20 protein-coding genes and 1 pseudogene are annotated in these 20,451 nt (G+C 47.0%); 3 read left to right on the top strand and 18 right to left on the bottom strand.

Annotated elements, in window-relative coordinates; translation table 11 throughout:
* Nucleotides 1–14: 14 nt before the first annotated feature.
* The 7 genes from ACFQZR_RS28615 to ACFQZR_RS28645 all read right to left on the bottom strand — a co-directional run bounded on the left by ACFQZR_RS28615 (nt 15) and on the right by ACFQZR_RS28645 (nt 8,522).
* Nucleotides 15–1,223 carry an ABC transporter permease gene (locus ACFQZR_RS28615; protein WP_379351701.1) on the bottom strand — a complete coding sequence of 403 codons (1,209 nt, stop codon included), beginning with the start codon at nt 1,221–1,223 and terminating at the stop codon, nt 15–17.
* Nucleotides 1,163–2,257 carry an ABC transporter permease gene (locus tag ACFQZR_RS28620; RefSeq protein ID WP_379351702.1) on the bottom strand — a complete coding sequence of 365 codons (1,095 nt, stop codon included), beginning with the start codon at nt 2,255–2,257 and terminating at the stop codon, nt 1,163–1,165. Before ACFQZR_RS28620 ends, ACFQZR_RS28615 begins: the two co-directional genes overlap by 61 nt.
* Nucleotides 2,258–2,302: 45 nt before the next feature.
* Entirely contained in the window at nt 2,303–3,241 is a 939-nt protein-coding gene (locus ACFQZR_RS28625; protein WP_379351703.1) for an ABC transporter ATP-binding protein, read from the bottom strand.
* Between the two features lie 127 nt (nt 3,242–3,368).
* Nucleotides 3,369–4,496: a sensor histidine kinase gene (locus ACFQZR_RS28630; RefSeq protein ID WP_379351704.1), complete on the bottom strand. Its 1,128-nt coding sequence runs from the start codon at nt 4,494–4,496 to the stop codon at nt 3,369–3,371.
* Nucleotides 4,496–5,167, bottom strand: a complete 672-nt coding sequence (locus ACFQZR_RS28635; RefSeq protein ID WP_379351705.1) for a response regulator — start codon at nt 5,165–5,167, stop codon at nt 4,496–4,498. The genes ACFQZR_RS28630 and ACFQZR_RS28635 overlap by 1 nt, the downstream gene beginning before the upstream one ends.
* A 244-nt stretch (nt 5,168–5,411) precedes the next feature.
* Nucleotides 5,412–7,151, bottom strand: coding sequence for an ABC-F family ATP-binding cassette domain-containing protein (locus tag ACFQZR_RS28640; protein WP_379351706.1), 1,740 nt, complete (start codon nt 7,149–7,151; stop codon nt 5,412–5,414).
* A gap of 402 nt (nt 7,152–7,553) precedes the next feature.
* Nucleotides 7,554–8,522, bottom strand: a complete 969-nt coding sequence (locus ACFQZR_RS28645) for a helix-turn-helix transcriptional regulator (protein ID WP_379351707.1) — start codon at nt 8,520–8,522, stop codon at nt 7,554–7,556.
* Nucleotides 8,523–8,628: 106 nt separating this feature from the next.
* On the opposite strand from ACFQZR_RS28645, the gene ACFQZR_RS28650 reads away from it, so the two are divergent.
* Both ACFQZR_RS28650 and ACFQZR_RS28655 read left to right on the top strand, forming a co-directional pair.
* Nucleotides 8,629–9,108: a hypothetical protein gene (locus ACFQZR_RS28650; protein ID WP_379351708.1), complete on the top strand. Its 480-nt coding sequence runs from the start codon at nt 8,629–8,631 to the stop codon at nt 9,106–9,108.
* A 25-nt stretch (nt 9,109–9,133) separates the two neighbouring features.
* On the top strand, nt 9,134–9,610 hold the full coding sequence (locus ACFQZR_RS28655) for a GyrI-like domain-containing protein (protein ID WP_379351709.1): 477 nt from the start codon (nt 9,134–9,136) through the stop codon (nt 9,608–9,610).
* 97 nt (nt 9,611–9,707) lie between these two features.
* On the opposite strand, the pseudogene ACFQZR_RS28660 reads toward ACFQZR_RS28655, so the two are convergent.
* The 5 genes and pseudogenes from ACFQZR_RS28660 to ACFQZR_RS28680 all read right to left on the bottom strand — a co-directional run.
* Nucleotides 9,708–9,869 (bottom strand): annotated as a pseudogene (locus ACFQZR_RS28660) (IS3 family transposase); the annotation flags it as partial.
* Nucleotides 9,870–10,034: 165 nt separating this feature from the next.
* Entirely contained in the window at nt 10,035–10,514 is a 480-nt protein-coding gene (rlmH, locus tag ACFQZR_RS28665) for a 23S rRNA (pseudouridine(1915)-N(3))-methyltransferase RlmH (protein WP_379351710.1), read from the bottom strand.
* Nucleotides 10,515–11,017: 503 nt separating this feature from the next.
* Nucleotides 11,018–11,335, bottom strand: coding sequence for a hypothetical protein (locus ACFQZR_RS28670; RefSeq protein WP_379351711.1), 318 nt, complete (start codon nt 11,333–11,335; stop codon nt 11,018–11,020).
* A gap of 31 nt (nt 11,336–11,366) precedes the next feature.
* Entirely contained in the window at nt 11,367–11,534 is a 168-nt protein-coding gene (locus ACFQZR_RS28675) for a CxxH/CxxC protein (RefSeq protein WP_018754203.1), read from the bottom strand.
* 54 nt (nt 11,535–11,588) lie between these two features.
* Nucleotides 11,589–12,824, bottom strand: coding sequence for a S1C family serine protease (locus ACFQZR_RS28680; RefSeq protein ID WP_379351712.1), 1,236 nt, complete (start codon nt 12,822–12,824; stop codon nt 11,589–11,591).
* Nucleotides 12,825–12,997: 173 nt separating this feature from the next.
* On the opposite strand from ACFQZR_RS28680, the gene ACFQZR_RS28685 reads away from it, so the two are divergent.
* Nucleotides 12,998–13,204: a hypothetical protein gene (locus ACFQZR_RS28685; protein ID WP_018754201.1), complete on the top strand. Its 207-nt coding sequence runs from the start codon at nt 12,998–13,000 to the stop codon at nt 13,202–13,204.
* On the opposite strand, the gene ACFQZR_RS28690 is transcribed toward ACFQZR_RS28685, so the two are convergent.
* The 6 genes from ACFQZR_RS28690 to ACFQZR_RS28715 all read right to left on the bottom strand — a co-directional run bounded on the left by ACFQZR_RS28690 (nt 13,173) and on the right by ACFQZR_RS28715 (nt 20,281).
* Nucleotides 13,173–13,979, bottom strand: a complete 807-nt coding sequence (locus tag ACFQZR_RS28690) for an MBL fold metallo-hydrolase (protein ID WP_379351713.1) — start codon at nt 13,977–13,979, stop codon at nt 13,173–13,175. The two genes, ACFQZR_RS28685 and ACFQZR_RS28690, sit on opposite strands and share 32 nt — an antisense overlap.
* A gap of 6 nt (nt 13,980–13,985) precedes the next feature.
* On the bottom strand, nt 13,986–14,747 hold the full coding sequence (gene yycI, locus ACFQZR_RS28695) for a two-component system regulatory protein YycI (protein ID WP_379351714.1): 762 nt from the start codon (nt 14,745–14,747) through the stop codon (nt 13,986–13,988).
* A 39-nt stretch (nt 14,748–14,786) separates the two neighbouring features.
* Entirely contained in the window at nt 14,787–16,070 is a 1,284-nt protein-coding gene (locus ACFQZR_RS28700; RefSeq protein ID WP_379351715.1) for a YycH family regulatory protein, read from the bottom strand.
* Nucleotides 16,067–17,905 carry a cell wall metabolism sensor histidine kinase WalK gene (gene walK / locus ACFQZR_RS28705; RefSeq protein WP_379351716.1) on the bottom strand — a complete coding sequence of 613 codons (1,839 nt, stop codon included), beginning with the start codon at nt 17,903–17,905 and terminating at the stop codon, nt 16,067–16,069. Before walK ends, ACFQZR_RS28700 begins: the two co-directional genes overlap by 4 nt.
* Nucleotides 17,906–17,909: 4 nt before the next feature.
* The gene (yycF, locus tag ACFQZR_RS28710) at nt 17,910–18,635 is read right to left on the bottom strand and encodes a response regulator YycF (RefSeq protein ID WP_379351717.1); all 726 of its coding nucleotides are present in this window, start codon (nt 18,633–18,635) and stop codon (nt 17,910–17,912) included.
* A gap of 188 nt (nt 18,636–18,823) precedes the next feature.
* Nucleotides 18,824–20,281 (bottom strand): peptidoglycan DD-metalloendopeptidase family protein, encoded by a 1,458-nt coding sequence (locus tag ACFQZR_RS28715; RefSeq protein WP_379351718.1) that lies wholly within the window; start codon nt 20,279–20,281, stop codon nt 18,824–18,826.
* Nucleotides 20,282–20,451 lie beyond the last annotated feature (170 nt).

Raw genomic sequence — 20,451 nt, forward strand, 5'->3', positions numbered from 1 at the left:
AGTAGACAATCATATCAAATAAACGAGTGCATCTCTCTGTTTCTTCCGAATTTATAAGCGGCTGTTAATGATAGGACGAGCGCAAAGGCGAGTAGAATTGCCAGATTCAACAGCACGCCGGATGGCGGCTCTCCTTGCTGCAGCCGACTGACCGTATCCAATAGCCAGTATTGCGGGAGAAAATGGGCGGCTTGCTGCATTAACGTTGGCATCGTTGTGATCGGAAATAAACATCCAGCGACCAGGCAGGTCGGAATAATGACCATAGTCTGTATCCCGCCCGCCACCATTGAGCTTGACGAGAACGCTATGATGGCCAAAGCCAGACTGACCGCCACCAGGGCAAACAGACCAAGCAGCAAGAACATTTGAAGAACCGGTATTCCTGAATCAATATGAAAGAACCGGGTCATAACCACTAAAGTCACAGCAATCTGGATCAGCATAACGACAACGTTCACAATGATGTTGGCTGCCACGTATGCGCGACCCGTCACCGGTGCGGCAAACACTCGGAAATAGGTCCGGTTTTCTTTTTCCTTCAGAATCATCCCGGACAAATTGACGGCTGAGAACAGCATGAGCACGACCAGGTAGCCTACCGTTTGAGCCGACTTTTGGTGCTGAACGGAGCGATCCTCCACCGTTTCGACCGAGAGTCCGGATTCTGCTTGAAGATAGCTTTTATACATCTGGTCGAACTTTGCCTGCTCCCCTCTGGACGATCGGCCGATGGACAAGAGATTCCCGATATGTGCATTCAAATACGACTTGATATAAGCTGTGACTTGCGAGCCTTGAACGGATGTCAGGCCGACGTTTGCCGGTTGGCCGGACAACATACTACCTGCAAACCCTTTAGGGAATGTTATCACCGCATCTATATTCCCACTCGCCAGGAGCCCCTCCGCCTCCTCCGTCCGTACTTCCCGGACTTCCACCTGATCAAGCTTGCGGATATACTCCACCATATCCACAGTTACCGCCTGACCGTCGTCGTGATTGACCACGCCGACTCTCAAAGGGCTCTCTTCGGAGCCACTGTAGATTGACGAAGCCAACGCTATGCCAAGAACAGGTAAGCATAAATATAACAGCATTATTTTATAGTTTTTGACCGTGCTTAACGCCATCCTGCGGACTACCCAGATCATCTCTCTCATTACAACCCCTCCCTTCTTCTCATTAGGACAATTGCCAGGGCAAGCAGCAGTATCGAACATCCCAGGTTAAGCATCATGGCCGGAGGCGCCGCCATAAGGTTCCCCGCATAAATAATTTGCAAAATAGCATCATTAGACCAATGCAACGGGGAATATCGGGAAAGGGAATTCATCATTCCCGTCGTTTGATCGACCGGCGTATAAGCCCCTCCCACAAACGCCGCCGCTTGGATAACGATCATAAGTACACTTCCAGCTGCGTTGCCCTTCAGGCAATAGCCTACGCCGAGTCCAAGGCTGAGCGCCAATACAATTTCAGTTAATAAGACAAGGAAAACAAGCCACAGATGTTCTCCCCAATTCGCGCCGAACATATATTTGCTGAGTAGCACGGTAATCGCGACAAATATGGCATTAAGCACGAGTGTCCCGACGATTTTCCCTGCGAAAATTTCTCCTTTCGTGATCGGCGATGCTAACAGACGGAGATCGGTATGCCTGCTTCTTTCCGTTTCGATTAATTGCCCAGCCGTTAATGCACTGTACAGGATGATCATGGTTGTCACCGCAACGGCAAAATAGTCCAAGCCCCCTGGCTGTCTAACCGCATCGACCGAAGCTTCGGTCACATAATTTCCATCTGGTGTGGGAAGATCGGTCTCTGCTATCGTCAATCTATAGCGATCCGCCTGCGCTGCCAATAAGCCCTGAACGATACCATTTTCCATTCCGTTGCCGCTGTTGCCGTAATAGCTGATTCCGTCATCGACGATTCGCACATAACCCGTATAAAGACCATTTTGCACTTCCCTTTCGACATCCGTTTCCGTTCTGTTCGTAACCTCTTCAAAGCGAATGCCGGAGGCCTTCGCTTCTAGCAGAAAAGCCTCCCATTGCTTCCCTACCGCACTGCTAGTGCTATCATAGCTATATAACACGCGTATCGGATCGACCTTCACGGTTCCGTGGAAATTACCTGAGAGCGCCGTTCCCAAAATGAGCATTAGCAGGACAGGTGTCGCCAACATAAACAGCAGCATTTTGATATCCCTAAATACCTTCAATTCTTTCCCGGCGATACGCAGAATGTTCATTCGTTCCGCCCCCTTCCTCTTTCTTATTCGTAATATGGCCCTTGATTACTCGTCTCGCAGCGTTCGGCCGGTTAAAGTCAGGAACACGGTCTCCAGACTGGGCTCCTGTGCTTCCACGCCCCGAATTTCCACGCCACTTGCCACAAGCAGCTGAATGATTGGATTTAAGTTGTTGATTTCTTCAGCGGAGCTGATGTTGATCATCTGTTCCGCCGCTTCGACCGTGTTCACACCGACAATACTTTTCAACTGTTCCATCGGAAGACGTTCGGTCGATCGAACTGTAATGCTAATATTTTTCTGATTCGTAATAATCGCCTTAAGCTCTGCCTTCGTCCCTTCCGCAATGATCTTCCCATGGTCGATAATCGCGATCTGCGAGCAGATTTCTTCAACTTCCTCCATATAATGACTCGTATAAATGATTGTACTGCCCATTCGATTCAGCTTCCGAACCGAGTTCAAGATATAATTGCGGGATTGCGGATCGATACCCACCGTCGGCTCATCCATTATGATCAGCTTAGGTCTGTGAGCAATCGCGCAGGCGATATTCAGCCTTCTCTTCATTCCACCTGAGAAGCTCCTCGGATAGCTCCCCTGCCGATCAGCAAGGCCTACGAATTCCAAGGCTTCGATTGCGCTGCGTTTCAGCTCTGCTCCCCTTAATCCATATAGCCCGGCAAAAAAGTGTACATTCTCATAAGCAGTCATATCTTCATAGATCGCTAAATCCTGGGGCACGAAGCCGATCGCCTGCTTCGCAAACCTACTGTGCTTGGTGATATTCCGGCCCATGATCTCGATTTCACCTTTCGTCGCGGAGAGCAAGGAAGCAGCCATATGAATCGTCGTGCTCTTGCCTGCGCCATTAGGCCCCAAAAATCCGAAAATTTCTCCCTCTTGCACCGATAGCGATAAATTGTCCACGGCGGTATATTCTCCGAATTTTTTCGTTAACTGTTTGATTTCCAGCATGTTCACCGTTGTTTCACCCTCCCGTTAAGTCCGTTTCTGATGTTCTTATCGTACAAAAAAAGGACGTCCTTGCAGAAGTGCACAAGTTCATCCTCTTCCCATGAATTTATTCATGTTATCACCCTTCAAACATTCATGGGGTATATGGTATTAACGTTGTGACCGAAAACCCCCGCGAACCGTCGACAATGACCTTTCCTCCTACTGCCGCCGCCCTTTCCTCCATTCCAATAATACCGAGTCCCTTCACGATCTTTCCTTTCCCTTGGCCATTGTCAGTAACTGTAGCCTTAATTAGTGTAGGTAGCACCTGAACATGGATTGAAACCGCGGTAGCTCCGGCGTACTTCATCATATTAGTGAATGCCTCTTTCATATTATCTTGGATGATCTTCCAATGGATCGGCGAGATGAAGTCCATATTTCCTTCATAGGTAAATGCCGTACGGATCGGGTGTTTGTCTGAAAATTCATCAATGAACAATTTCATCCGGTTGACGCCCATCTGTTCCGTAGGCGGCTTCATCTTCTTCAGATCGAAACGAATGCTTTCGATGCCCTCTTTCGATATATGGATAGCATTGTCCAGCAGCAACGACGCTTGGTCTGAATTGATCTTGATTAAGCGCTTTGCCGCCTCCATCTGGATCAGTGCGCTGGTCATCGCGTGTCCGATGTTATCGTGGATGTCCTGGGACAATCGGTTGCGCTCCTCCAGCTTAAGCGTATATTCCGCTTGCCGCAGAAACTCGTCATTTTCCTGCAGCCGAGTGTGCACCCGTTCAAGATCGCCGCGCATTCGCTCCAGTTCAGAGTGCTGTCCGCGCAGCTTGTTATCGTATAACTTTAGTGTGGAAAAATAGATCAGAGTCACTGCCGCAATGAGTATGTAGAGAAGCATTAGTTGCCGCGGCACGAGTAATATGGGGATCATCATGAGGAGGGACGACGCAATTCCTTGTTTACCGGCAAAGATTGACGCCAACTCATAAAGATGAGCCGGAAGCAGCAAAATTACCAGCGGATGATCCTGGAACATGGCGATGGCTATTCCTATGGATAACACAGCGACGAGGGGGCGAAAGCTCTCTCTTTTCAACATATAAAACAGCAGGTTCGTACTTAGATATAATAATACGGATAAAATATACCAGGGCGTTATGCTCGTTTCAGATGATAGGGATTGGCCGACTGTAAAGACAAGTAGGACCACTTTATAGCCGATCTTCAACAGTTCCGATGCATCTCTTGGTTCGCTCATCAGGTCAATTCACCTGTCAAATAGTAAATGGCGATTTGGGTGCGGTGCGTGAGGCCCGTCTTGCCTAATATAGAAGTAACGTGATTGGCAATGGTGCCCTCAGAGATATAGATCTGTTTGGAAATTTCCTTGTTTGTCCGTCCCTTAGCGATCAGCGCCATGATATCCAGTTCTCTTTCCGTAAAGAGGCTCTTGTCGATCCCGGGCCCTTGGCTAAGTGCGGGCGGCTCTGTGTCCTTCCCCGTCTTTTCCCCAGCAACATCCGATTTCAACTTGTCTAATACCGTATCCTGCAGCACATTATGACCGTAATACACGGTTTTAATCGCATCGCTGATCCGCTCGGGGTTGTTATTTTTCAGCAAATAGCCCTTGGCCCCGTATGTAATTGCATCCCTTATATATTCGTCATCATCAAACGTCGTCAAAATCAGCGGCCTTGTTGCTGTACGCTCGACGATCAGCTTGGTCGCTTCCACTCCGTTCATTTCCGGCATTCGCACGTCAAGCAGCGCTACATCGACCTCATGCCGCTCGCAATAGGCAACAGCCTCCTGTCCATTCTGAACCGTGGCCACAACCTCAAATCCTTCAAACGTGGTTAGAATAATTCTCAGCCCTTCGCGAATGAATGAATTGTCGTCGGCAATAAGCACCTTAATGTTCGGCACAAATCACTCCCCCTTCCCTTCCACTTATTATGCATTATGAAAGGCGTCAGCACCATACTGAGTATTCGGCAGCGAGGTTCAGTGCACTGTTGGACAACGATTAGAAGGAGGTCAATGTAATAATTTCGCCCTACTTATGGTACGGTTCAGCATATCATCTATTGAGCGAAAGAGAAGGCACCCGATCGGGTGCCTTCTCATCTAATTCCTGTGGGGTCTTCATTTCAATCAGAGGGTCGTAATTTTAAAGCAACTTAATCAGCTCTTCTAGCTCATCAACTAATACTTTTGCAAGTTCAAAATCAGTATCTTTTAAAGCCAATTCTATTTTCATTTCAACTGCTTTTTTGTTTTGTTCCGCTTCTAAATAGTCTTTATCAAAATGACTAGCATAAATCATCTGTTTAAATTTTCGCATAGTCATTTTTCTAATCGTCTTATCTTCAATAATTAATACATAATCCATACCATTTACAACAGAATAGAAATCATGAGATATCATGAGAATCGCACCTTTATAATCTTCAATGGCTTTTTCCAGCGCGATTTGCGTATAGGTATCTAAATGGCTTGTAGGTTCGTCAAGAAGCAATACATTTGCCTTACTAGCAGAAACTTTAGCCAATTGGAGTATATTTTTTTCTCCACCAGATAAAGATGCTATCTTCTGATTAACGATTTCTCCTTCAAAGCCATAGTGAGATATATACGATCTAACCTCATCATAAGTGCTAAACCCAGCATCAATGAATTCTTCTAGTATTGTATTAGAATCCTTTAACACTTCGCCTTGAAGCTGAGATAGATAAGTCACTTTAGCATCCGCATTTATTTCAATGGATTCATGATTATTGTTAAAGATATCTCGGAGTAAAGTCGTTTTTCCGGTACCGTTTGGACCGATAATGGCTACTTTATCCGTAGATTTTATCTCAAAGCTAACATTGTCTAACAGCAGCTCATCAAAGGCAACACTATAATTACTGACATTTACAACAATGGTGTCTTCAATCTCATGATCAATATCAAAACTAATATTCGGTTGCTTAATATCAACAAATGGCGCTTTAATTCTACGCGCTTCCAATCTCTCTTGAAATCTAACTCTAGCTTTTAACGCTCTCCCTCTAGATGCTTCTGAATTAATAGTTGCGATAGCTCTAAGATTATCAATAATGTTATCGTATCTCTCAATTTCTTCTTGTTCAGCGACTGCGATTTCTTGCAACTCAATTTTTGTCTGAAGTAATGAGAAATTATACTCAATATATCGCCCATCGAACTCTTGGATCTCCATGTTTTCAAGGTGAATAATTTTGTTGAAACAATGATTCAATAGATATCGGTTGTGAGTAACAACTAGCAGTATGCCTTTGTGAGAATTAATAAGATTTTTAAGCGCATTTAGGTTCTCAAAATCTAAAAATACATCGGGCTCATCCATAACCATCAAGTCGGGACTACTAAGCATCTCCTTCATCACTTGAATAAGTTTGAATTCTCCACCACTCAGTTCGGATACCCTTACATCTTTTAGCTTCATGAGGTTTGCTAGATTTAGTTTTTTATTAATGTTGCTTTCAAAACTATCGCCGCCGATTGCATCAAATGCGTCTAAAGCTAATTGGTACTTTTCGAGTAACGGCTCAATATCCGATGATGTTTCCATTTCAGTACAAAGAGATTGTATTTCATTTTGTATTTTAATAAATTCTTCTCCAATATATTCAAAAACGGTTGTTTCTTTCGTTCTGTCTAGTTGGGAGAACTGACTTACATACCCAATTGTGCAGGTTGGATCTATCTCTAACTTGCCCTCGAACAAATATCTTTCTGGATCCATCAGTATATCGATCAGTGTACTTTTACCACTGCCACTTGTTCCTATAAAAGCGCAATGCTGTGCCTCTTCTAACGTAAATGAAATGTTTGTATATAGTTCTTTTTGTGGAAATGAGAAGGATAAGTTTTCAACTTTTATCATGGTATTACCTTTCTTTATTACTAAATTTGTGACTATTATTGAAAGTATCGTAGAGCATAGAGTTTGAGTTTACCGTTGTAAGAGTAACACTGTTTACAACCAACTTCAATCCATTTGTATGGCTCTTCAATCTCCCAATATTCACGGTCGAGGTAAGCTACAACGTCGACGGCAGGACACGTGTCGTCTTAGCACACATGCACACCAGCGCCGAACGCGTCCCCATCATTGGTTCGCGCTTGCTCGTGCTGACCGACGATCGCGGAAGCACCCACGTGGAGTTGGATCCGTCCAATCACGTGACATTCGAGCCGGACGTGTGGAAATATGCAGCATCAGACGGTTGATCCTTTGTGGGATGGCCCTTCTTTGATCTTTCTTTGTTGAACTATCACCTGAACCTCAAGAAAATTTTAAATTGGCTAAACGCTCCTCCAAAATGATGCGTAGCTCTTCGGGAATCCGTTCAAACTGGACCCCTTTCCCCAAAAACAAAAGCCAATCCGCATAGTACGCTAGCGCCTCAGCATCAAACACATCCAGCTGAACATTGAAAATCCCGCTCGACTGAAACATTCCGGTAAGCGACAAAATGATCCCGGGCGGGTGCATACGCTTAAAGCGTTGAATCCCAGTCGCATCAAGTTTCACAACAAGATTGGCCTCACGTGCACGGTTCCGTTTTTTGCTTCGTATTTCTTGCTCGGACCATTTCATCTCCCGCTCGGAAATAGCCGAATCACGGAGCATATCAACAGGCAAATAACGAAACTCATCCGTATCCAGATCGTAAACCTCAACCAGCCACTGCGCGTTCGAGTTAAAAATATGTAGCAAAAAAACATCCATCAACTGTGGCCAGCCGGGACTCATCTCATACGTCAAGCGTAAGTGCTTATCCCTCACAGCAAGCGAAATCAACTGGTTCAGCTCCGCAGGCGCCGCATCATCAAGCTCCAAGAGATTCGGATTGGCAGGATTCGTATTTTCAAAAAGCAAGATATTATTCAGCTCAATCAATTCGTCTTGCTGGGATTGCGACGCGATGCCGATGAGTTTTTCAGTGATAGAGCGGCGATTATGCAGATAAGGCAACTGCGAATTTTTCGAGGCGATAAAGCTGATAAAAATCGCCTTCAGCTCTTCTGGCGTGAAGCGGACGGAGGGCAGATACTGATTCTGCAGGACATAGTAGCCGCCGCCGCGCCCAAGCTCGGTCGTCAGCGGAAAACCCAACGCCTGAATTTCGTTAATGTCGCGGATCGCCGTCGCGCGGGAAATCTTGAACTCCCGCTGAATCTCGGCAATCGTAAAATGCGCGCGGTTATTGATGTAGCGCATAATCAGGTTCACTCGTTCTGTTTTTTTCATGACTTTATTATATCAAAATGTAACAAATAAAAAGTATCATTTTTTGATACATTAAGGAAATAGAATCAGTCTTGTAAGAAATAAATCCCACAGAGGAGAGAATCCTATGTCTAACTACTCAATCAAAACGGTCTCAGAAAACTACAAAATGACGGCTTTCGGTGTTTCGCTTGAAGACTACAACGACTGGACAGGTAATGCAGCAAAAACTGCAGCGAGAAAAGCTGAAATCACCGAAAACGGCAAGATTGCCGAACTCCTCGCGCTCGCTGACGGGCAAGAATATCAAATCAACTACGTCCTCGACGGTAAGGCTTGGCGCGGGTTCGGCGTGATGGGCGAATTCGACGTGGAAGGCTCGGTCGTCCTCGATTTCCTCGCAGGAGACTACATCGTCGTGTCTGGCACAGGCACGGACCAAGACCGCCTTGCTGACGAAATCACAGGCAAAGTTTTCGGCAGCATACTGCAAGAAATCACGGACTACAAATACGTGGGGCCCGGTAACTCTACTTTCGTCAAATCAGCTGAAAACGGTGACTTCTACGGCGAAATGTGGCTTCGCGCAAAAAAAATCGACCGCTAATCTCTTAGATAAAAGGAGCAATCCCATGGCAAATTACACGCTTGAACACAAAAAATCATTCACATTGACCGCTTATGGTTTTTCAATCCAGTCGAATTTTCAAGACATGCCGGCTATGCAAAAGGAAAAAGCCGAGTTTTGGGGCAAACTCAAGGCTGACGGGCGGTTTACTAAGCTCAAAGACGCCGCAAAGGACGATCTCGAATGGTCAGTCAATGAGGTTTATCAAGGCAAACCGTGGAATTATTTCGCGGTAGAAGCTGGCAAATCAGTGGCTGACGCAACGCGAATCATCGAGTTTCCAGAGAGCGATTATATCGTGGTCGCAGGAAATGGCGACAAGGAAACTTTGTTTGATCAGCTGACTTACCGTGCTTTTGGCGAAGTCTTAGCCAAAATCACCGACTATGCTTACATTGGCGGTCCAAATGCGACGTATCGCAAAGATAACGGCGACGGCACTTTCTACGGTGAATTTTGGGTGCCTGTGGTCAAAAAATAAAGGTCCGCGACCAAAAAACTTGCCAAAATATACATCTCCATATAAAACAAAGCCACTTCTGAAATGAAGTGACCCAAAAAAGTTAGACACTATATTGTTAGGTGACATTAAGGGCATGAGCCCGGTACTGTACCGGGCTCATGCCCTTTAGTTTTGATTTAATCCGCCTGTGATTATTACCAAAAAAGCTTTCGATAACGGCATTATCATAACAGTTTCCTTTGCGTGACATACTCTGTGTGACCCCACGCTCTTTTAATGCTTGCTACGTTTCCACGTGACAGCAGGTTATCTTTTTTAATTTATTCACTTTTATTTAAAAAACATAAAGAGTATGTGAGAAGCATCTTTTCTCGACATACTCTTTTTCTTTTCGAAAATCAATTAAACTAAATTATTTCTGTATACATTATTTGTATCTCCTTTATTTATGATACGGTTCACCCCGATTAATCTTCACCGCTCGATAAATCTGCTCCACGAGCACGAGCCGCATTAATTGATGCGGCAGCGTCATGCGGCCGAAGGAGAGCTTCGACTGCGCGCGGGAAAGGACGGCCTCCGAGAGTCCGTTCGAGCCCCCGATCACATAGGCAATGGTACTCGTACCATAGGTTCCGAGCTTGTCCATATGCGCCGCGAGGTCCTCGCTCGACCACAATTGACCGCCGATGGCTAGGGCCACGACATGAGTATCGGGCTTGATATGTGCTAGAATCTTATCGCCTTCCTTCTCTTGCACTTGGCGCATTTCTGCATCACTCATGTTCTCCGGCGCTTTCTCATCAGGTACCTCATGTACGGTTAATTTCACATACGGCGCAAGACGCTTACTATACTCTGCAATCCCCTGAACGAGGTATTTTTCCTTCAATTTTCCTACACACACGATCTGTATATTCAACGAAAATCGCTCCTTCTAACGTTGTTGGCATCGACCCATATAATCGCATTATTATATCACAGGCAAGGGATTTGAGATGAATATATGCGAATCACCATTATAGTAGTTCTATAAAGTAATACTATAATATGAATAGTGGTGATATAGTGAACGACACCTAATATCTTACAAAATCGAATCGTCGCGGAATTTGGATAGAAAAACAGGGCGAAATCCAGTGAAAATCGTCAAAATAGGGTGAAAAAACGAAAAAAGAGGGAGGGGATGAAATAGAAAGTGACATCATATGGGTTTTTGTTACAAACGACTCGAAAATACATGACATAAACTTCAATTTTAATGTTATATATATGTAATGTATAAAATTCGTAAATTTGACCCCTGCTTGCTCACGATTTTACCCAAAAACAGACCATTATAGGACGCTGTCAGAACGATTTTTCGGCTACAAAGGTGTACTGTAGGATGAAAAATCAATTTAAACGGATTGCCGCCTGCTGCGTTTACAGAAGACGATCTTCATCCAGCTGTAAATCATGCAAAACCATGAATATCGAGAATAAACACAAGACCGATTCTATAGTCCCTAGAAGCCCCTTTAAAATATGAGACGGATCAATTCCTCCATAACCCTTCTCGCCCTTTACAGCTTCCCACAATCCCCTACATGCCATACACCATACATCTCCCTCGGCCCAACACCAATAGATGGAGTTATCAACAACCTCCACCCTGTAAAATCCACCCGAAACCCTGTGGATATCTTTTATTTTTACCCAAAACGCCCTTTTACCGACATATCCACAGCCCTCAACGCCCAAAAAAAAGAACCCGATCTCTCGGGCCCTTCACCTACACAATTAAGAATTTCGCTTCATGCTCGCATTCCATGCATTTGACCGGCGGCTTCCACTGCGGGAAATCCACCTCGTTCAGATCCACCACATCTGGTGCATCCTCGAATTCATCGACAAATCGATCGATGGCTAATTCAACGTGATCTTTACATACGACATACATGCACATGTCCCTCTTTCTCTTAGCTGCTATTAGCGTATCCGATTCGACCCCGGTCTACTCCTGAGGACGATCGGTTAACTTCACTTCTGTGGTCATTCCTTTGCCTTCCCGATAATACGAGACCAGCATCGTATCGCCGACTTTCTTATGCTGATACAGATACTTACGAAGATCCAGCGTTGATGCGATCTCCTCGTTATCCAGCTTCACAATGACGTCATTCAATTCAAGTCCTGCCGTCTCCGAAGGACCGCTTGCTTCCATGACGATCACGCCATCCTTCACGGACGACGGCAGCTTCAGACTCTTCCGCTGCTCCTCCGTAATCGGCGCATATTCATTGTTCAGATCAATCGTATAGACACCCATGTAGGCGCGAATGACGCGGCCTTCTTGGATGATCTCATTGGCAATCTTCATCGCCTGATTGATCGGAATCGCGAAGCCAATGCCTTCGACGCCAACATCAGCGATCTTCATCGAGTTCACTCCGATCACTTGCCCTTGCAAATTCACCAGCGCGCCGCCGCTATTGCCTTCATTGATCGCCGCATCGGTCTGAATGACCTCTGCCTCCCAATCGTACGTACCATCGCCATTCAGCGATACAGGGACGACTTGGAGTGTCTTACTGATGATCCCGTACGACAGTGAATCGCCTAGACCAAGCGCATTGCCAATCGCGAGCACCATCTCACCGCGCCGCAACTTCGTGGAATCCCCGATTACAGCAGCTTCTGGCAGGTTATCATCTTCCACCGACAAGACCGCAATATCCGTCGTATGATCCTTCCCGACGACCGTAGCCGATATTTTCCTTGCATTATTGTTAAGAACCACCTGCACGTCATTCGCACCTTCTATAACATGCGCATTCGTGAGAATGAGTGCCCGGCCCTCTTCTTTTCTAAAAATAATCCCCGAACCCAGCCCCGCATCCACCGTCTTATCATCTTTCTTCTGACGGTTCACGACGCTAACAACAGACGGGCTCACTTGATCAGACACATCGATAATTCGTTCGAACGGATCTCCCGACAACGTGCTCTGATTCTTCGTCTCCATGCCCGGGCCTGCACGTGCTGTCCCTTCGATATGGCCACCAACACCTGTAATCCAGCTGAATAACACAATCCCTACAGCTGCACTACATACTGAACTCACAACCGATATTTGAAGCGTTGACCAACGCTTTCTGGGACCCAGTTTGCGTGTAGCTCTACGAGCCACTAACTTTTTGATAGGCCTAGAAACCTTCGGTGAATAGAAATCATCATCGAAAAAGCTCACTCGGGTCATCCCCTCTCTCAATCTCGCAAAAATCGTAGGAATGTTTTGACCCCTAACTGCCTACAATAATACTAGACGATAAAAGCTAGATTATAGAGAAGACGACAAATCTACTTCTCTATTATTCTTCCCTATCATAACATAAACCAACCCCTGAAAGGAGACGAATTACAATGACAATGGCCAATCGAACTTTGGATCATGTGAACCTAGTAGCGAAGCTCGCAGACCTCAAGGAGGAGCACTATCGCAACACGCTTGCCCTTTGCACACTCATCGAATTGCTCGTAGACAAAGGTCTGTTCACCCGGGAAGAAATCGCCGCCAAAGCCAATGAGCTCGATCAGCTTATGGTTTTCCCACCTTATCCCATGGCGTAGGACGATCATAGTACGTATCTCTCAATTCGAACTCTTTTTCCTTGAAAAAGTGCCCATGATCCTCCATCACATCCCGTACCGTCATTTTGGCGAGATCCATCAGGTTATGCTCTCGGCTTAAATGTGCCAGATACGTTCGCTTCAGCTTCGCCGTCATCAACTGACTCAGTGCCTCGCCCGACGCTTCATTGGACAAATGCCCAACATCGCTCAAGATACGCCGCTTAATATTCCAAGGGTACCGGCCCATACGCAGCATCTCCACATCATGATTGGACTCCAGCACAAGGACATCCGAGTCCGAGATTGCCGCTTTCACCTTATCGCTCATGTAGCCGAGGTCTGTCGCTAGACTCAGCTTCTCTTCTCCATCATAGAAACAGTACCCGACAGGCTCGGCTGCATCATGCGAAATACCGTACGATTCTACGCGCAGCGTCCCGAAATCCAGCGCTTCCCCCGTCTGCATCACGACCTTCTTTTCCTCTGCAATATTACCAATATGCTTCTCTAACGCTTCCCATGTCGCCTCATTTGCATAGATCGGCAAATCATATTTACGCGCCAGTGCGCCAAGCCCTTTAATATGATCCGAATGCTCGTGCGTAATCATGACCGCATCAATATTCGCAGGCTGAACTCCTTGTTCCTCGAACAATTCGTTCATTCGTTTCATACTCAGACCGACATCGACGAGCACCGTCGCAGACTCATTCTGTATTACTGTCGCATTGCCGGTGGAACCACTCGACAACACGGTAAACTGCATCCCCATGTTTCACTACTCCTTTTGCTGCTCTCCCTTAGGATGATACACTTCTGCACTAATCGCATTCACGAAGTATATATCCCCGCTCTCAAGTACGATCCGCCATGCCGGCGCCGTCACGAGCGTCTCATTATAGACCTGCCCATGGTACCCAAGCTTAATCTCCTTCACAACCGAGCCCGTCGGCAGGAACTTCTCAATCAAGATCCCCAAAGCATTCGTCGCCGGCAGCACCTTCTGCTCCTTATCGGCTTTTTCCTTCGATTCGAGCTCAATCACCTTATTTTCCCGATACGCCACGATGTTCTGATTCGCGTAGAGTAGCTCTAGACTTACTTCGAACATCGGCCACTTGTTATCGAGCATATACTGCAGTCGAAATACACCGTCCGGGCTCGTAGGCGGGCTCGTAGCCGGGTCAAAGACATACCTCTCAATCATTGGAACCTCATCCTTCAACGCTTTACGCAATTCCTTCTCATTGAAGATCAACTGACTCGACACCGGCGCCGGCAGATCCACCCGCTTCGTATCCTGCTCCTCATCGACGAATTGGAACGTCCGCTCGATGAGCGCCGGTGTCTCAGATGGGATCTTGCCCTGCACCTGAATGAGCTTCATCTCCATTTGTTTCTTCGTATCTTCCGGCAGCGAGGTCCAGTCCAGATTGGAGCTGAGCTGCTCCCTTACATCAAGCCATAACTGGTACCCCAGAATAATATTGAGAATCAGAAAAGCAAGAATCAAGACACTCTTCGCACGACTCCAATCCATGGACACCCTCCTTTTCGGCGAAAATGATACAACCTGCTGTTATTTCAAATAATCCATCGAGCCATCTTCCAGACGAACCGCCCACGTCGGAATTAACCGAATGACTTTATCCGTCAGGAAAGGGCGATATGCTGGGAAAACCCACTGCACTTTATTATTCGTAGTATCGAGATAACGTTTGAACATCATCGCGAGTTCATCGCCGCCTTGCAGCGTCCGCAGCTGCTTCAGTGACGCACGATCATCCAAGTAAATGAGCGATCGTTGATAGCTCGTGACAACCCCCTGCTGCACGCTCAGACGAATGTTGCCGAAGCGGAACATCGAATCCGTCACAATCGGATAGCCGCCATAATACTGTTGGAAGACCACTTCCGTACCATCCACCTGAACGGGCGAAATCGAAAGCCGATGCGTGCCGTTCCAGCCCCCATGCTGATTCACGAACTGCACAGCCGAGAGTACGTTCTCACTGACGTCATTCGCACCCTCCACCCGAGCAACCGGGTCCGAATACGTCACCCATTGATGTTCGGGACGTACCTGCAAGCTCCGCTTACTATCTGTATAAATCTCCGAGCCATCCTTCTCCTTAATATTGCGTGTCGTACTCGGATCGAAGAAGAGATTATGCTGCATCTGCTCCGCCGTAAACACCTCATACGGCACTTCAATCTGAACCATATTCAGCGGCTTATCCGGCAGATAATACTGATCATACAACAAGCGATAGCTGTCCCACGCTTGCCCGAATTCCACGTGCTGCTTCACGTCCTGCACCGTCAAATCAGCCTTCGTAGCCTCATAGACCACCTGATTTTTGCTGCTGAAGAACAGAGCGCGCACCGTCTCCTTATCGTCGGAGGTGAAGATCCAGATGCGGTTAATCATTTCATCCCCGAATTCAGGATCGCCTTGAATTTGCATCACCTTGCGCAGCAAGGTCACAGGCACTCCTTGTCCGTATACCAGCTCGATCCCTGGATCTTCGTTTCGAATACGGGATAGGTCAAGCAAGTGCGTGGAAGTCCGTTGGAATCCATCGAATTTCCGTCCTTGCAGGCGTTTGAAGATTTCTTTGTAAAAAATATAATCCGGTGAGAATACCGTATGCTTGCCCCCGCCCAAATGCAGTACCATCTGCTCCGGGAAGACCAGATTCTCGATCTTCTCTTCCGGCCCCATCTCTTCCGTCTTCACATAACTGCTCTCGGACTTCTGAATGGGCTCGAAATTCGGCATGCTGTAGGATAGGAAGTAGCTCTGTACCAAGCTAAGCACGACCAAGAAAGTCAGGATAAGAGTCTTGGATTTCTCCATCATGATGCCTCACTTCCTTCATCCAGTGTGGAAATCGTGAACGTCACCTTGGTGCCGACGCCCAGCTCAGATTCAAGACTAATCGTTCCGCCATGTGCCTTCACAATTTCCCGGGCAATGGACAGCCCTAACCCCGTACCGCCCATACTGCGTGACCTTGCCTTGTCGACGCGGTAGAAACGGTCGAAGATACGGTCCAGGTCCTTCTTCGGAATCCCCATCCCCGTATCCTTGATTGAGATTGCAATGCGGTCTTTACCTGCTTTATGCGCCTCTAGCTCAATGACACCGCCGTCTGGCGTGTATTTGATTGCATTGGACATCAAGTTATCCAGTACCTGATCGATCTGATCCCGATCCAGTACAACCTGATCAACGCCATTCGCAATGAATATCGAGGGCTTAATTCGCCGTTGCTTCATCTGGAAGGAGAACCGGTCAGCCACTTCCTCCAGCATCTCCACCATATTCGTCGGCTTCTTCCGCAGAATCGCCTGCTTCGAGTCTAATCGTGATAGATGCAGCAGGTCCGTAACGAGCCTTATCATCCGCTCCGTCTCGTTCCGAATGACACCAACGAATCTCCCTGCGAGCTGCGGCTCCTCAAGTGCACCGTCATCGAGCGCTTCGACGTAGCTCTTAATCGTCGTAAGTGGCGTACGCAGCTCATGCGATACATTCGCGACGAACTCGCGCCGTGATTGCTCCAGCTTTTCCTGCTCGGTGACGTCTTGAAGGACCACGATGGTCCCCGTTACCCCTTCACCACGGCGATGAATCGTCGAGAACATGACACGCAAGATCAACTCTTGTTCTTGCTCCTGGTCGATGCCCAGATTCATCAGCATTGAAGGTCTAGCCTCTTGCTCCATCGTGTTAATATGCTGCATCGAGATCCCGAGCAGCTCCGTGATATCTTGATCTGTCGCGCCCCGCTCCTCAACCCGGAGCATCTCCTTCGCACGACGATTCATGACAATGATATGTCCCTGTTCATCGGTCGCAAGCACGCCGTCACTCATATTGGTGAGGACCGACTGCAGCTTCTCCTTCTCTTCCTCATGCAGGGATAACGCATGGTGAAGCCGCTGCGTCATATAGTTGAACGCCTCACTGAGCTGGCCGATCTCATCATTTCCCATGACGGGCGATCGCAGCTCGAAATTCCCTTCGGCGACATCTGTCGCATGCTTCGTGATCTCCTTAATCGGGCTCGTGATCGTATGGGCCAGTATGACCCCGAGCAGAGCCGTCAATCCAAGCGCGATCAATGTCCCAGAGACAAATATATTATTAATGCGTTCGATCGTATCGTAGAGCTCCTTCATTGAAGCGACGATATAAATCGCACCTACGACCTTCGTGCCATTCATAACCGGCTTAGCCACAATCTTCTTCCGTACGCGGTTCTCATCGATCATCTCGTCTTCATTGTCGCGAATACCTTGTAAAGCACGGCTAACAACCGTCTGAGTATTTTTACGGCCAATATAGGCCTGATGCGCTTGCAGCGAGGTCGTCAGTACTTTCCCCGTCGCATCCAGCACCTGGATTTCCCCGTCGTTAATATTAATGAGGTCACGTACGAGGTCATTCAACCCTTCTATATTCAAGGAATCTGACGTCTGCTCGTCCACCTTCGGTGTCAAATATCGCACGGCATAGATGGAGAGCATCTCGCCTTTACTATTCAAATCCCGCGTAAAACTGCTTGTTAACGAATTTTTCATCACGCTCACGAAATACACACCAATGAGCTGCATCGCAATCAAGATGAGCAGCACATAGATAATGATTAACTTCGCTTGGATCGTGCGAAAAAAACGTACCCATTTCATGAAATTACAGTCCTCCTGTTTTTGGGCTGCGCATCATATAACCAAGACCGCGACGCGTCGTAATAAATTCCGGTTTGCTTGGATCATCCTCAATCTTCTCGCGCAAGCGGCGAATCGTCACATCGACCGTCCGTACATCGCCGAAATATTCGAAGCCCCATACGGCTTGCAATAGATGCTCCCGGGTCATCACTTTCCCGCTGCTGCGGATCATGTAGTGCAGAAGCTCAAATTCCCGATGTGTCAAATCTACCGGCTCACCGTTCTTATAGACAACGTACATATCCGTATCAATGAACAGATTGAAATAAGCAACGCCCTGCCGCTCTTCGACCGACGTATCGACCGCCGAAGTCTGTACGACCTTCGTCTGACGGCGCAGATGCGCCTTCACGCGCGCGAGTAGCTCCCGTGTGCTGAACGGCTTCGTCACATAATCGTCCGCCCCCAGCTCAAGACCAAGCACCTTATCGATCTCCGTATCTTTCGCCGTTAACATAATAATCGGTGTCTGCAGATGCTGCCGCACTTCGCGGCATACATCCATGCCGTCTTTTACTGGCAACATAAGATCAAGAAGGATCAAATCCGGCTGTTCCTGAAGCGCAAGCTCCACCGCCGCGCCCCCGTCAAACGCACAAATGACCTGGTAGCCTTCTTTCTCCAAGTTGAATTTCAATATATCGGCAATCGGCTGCTCATCATCGACTACAAGAATTTTTCCGATCATAGGATAAACCGCCCCTAACTATACAATGATTCTTCTATTCTAACACATAGAGACGAGCCTTTCCTAACAACTCGCAGGTCCTAGATAAAGAAAAAAACACCAGTGAACGGTAACCCGCTCCATGGTGCTCTCCTCTGATCAAACCTTATTATTCGATATAAGTGCTATACTCAACAAAATCACAAATCCTATAGATAACTTAATGGATTCCGTAACGAACCATTCTTGTGAATTTCGAAATGTAAATGCGTACCTGTGGAACGTCCTGTGTTACCCATAATGCCGATAAGCTGGCCTTTTTCCACAACTGCACCCTTCCTCACCTTAATGCTGCTCAGATGTCCGTACAGCGTCTGGTAGCCATTCTTATGGTCTATAATGATGACATTCCCGTAACCGCTCTTCGTACCTGCAAAAGTAACAACGCCGTCATCTGCCGATTTAATATTGTGGTTCGACGAGGTCAAATCGACCCCTTTGTGTATACGTCCCCAACGTTTACCGTATGGGCTCGATAAACTCGCACCCGAGACAGGATAAGCGAAGTTCCCTGAACCTTCACCAATAACAACCTTCGTCCCGCGCACAATAATTTCCGGAATGGCTGCCGTAATAACCTTCTGTCCTAGCCATTGTTCAATGACCAGATCGCCGTTATGCTTGGTTAACATATACGACATTTGCTTCAATCCAGGCTTCCCTTGACGGATCACCTTCGACTCACCTGCCCGCATCTTCGGATCCTTCTGGATAATCGTCTGCGGCTCAATCACAATATTCTCTGTTACTTTCTCAACGGTTGCAACCGTAATCGCTGGCTTCGTCACCGTTAGATCGATCTCTTGACCAATTTTAAGCGTGAACTCATCTACCGTTGGATTGTTCTTATAGATAACCCCTTGCGTTACACCATATTTATGCGCAATCCCTGAGATTGTGTCGCCTTCCTTAACCTTGTGGGTAATCGGAGCAATTTCGCCCTTCGTTAATAGCTGATAAGCTTCCTTCTCGGATAGAATCTTAGACGGATCTGACTTCACGGGAACCGTCTCCACTTCTTCTTTGAAACCGATCGACTCTAGACGCTTCATCGGCGTTTTAACGTTGTTCGTCGGCGATGCGCTCACAGAGAGAGTTCTCACTTGTTTGGTTGGCGCTTTAGCGGCAGGCTCATATTGACTCTTCACCTTCGCGAGAATGGCATCTGCAGTATCCTGATCCTTCACCGTTCCGACGACTTTGCCATTAATCTCAAGCGCAACCCCCGTTGCCGTTGGCACGAGAAGCTTGCCTAGCTTGGCTAACGTTTCATTATTATCCACCGTCGGTTTGTATTCCTTCGTTGTACTGTAGCTAATCTGATCTGCATTAAGCGACATATGTACATTCGGGTAGTCCTTCTTCGCTTCCTTCGTCTTCAGCGCAACCAATTGATTCACAAGCGCTTTGTTGTTGACGGAGCCTACTTCTTTGCCATTCATATATACTTTATAATATTCGACCGTGTTCGCTGTTACATACTGGTTGCCTGCAAAAGCAGCCACACCTACGAAGAACAAGCTACCGACGGCGATGATCAATTGTTTCTTTGGACGCTTCAGCCATGCTGGTAACGTAAAACGTGATTTTTCATTTACATCTGACATACTATTCTCCTTTGCGTGGTATTTTCCATTTCAGGTCTGCAAAAAGTGTCAAAATTTTAACCTTTTTGCTCAACGAAACTACTTTACCACAGCTTTCCTACCAAATTCAACTACACAAGTAGGAATAGAGGCACGTTCCATAATTTGTCGAATATGTCAAATCAGCGTCT

It is taken from the genome of Paenibacillus sp. GCM10027629 (assembly GCF_042676425.1).
Lineage (GTDB): Bacteria > Bacillota > Bacilli > Paenibacillales > Paenibacillaceae > Paenibacillus_K > Paenibacillus_K terrigena.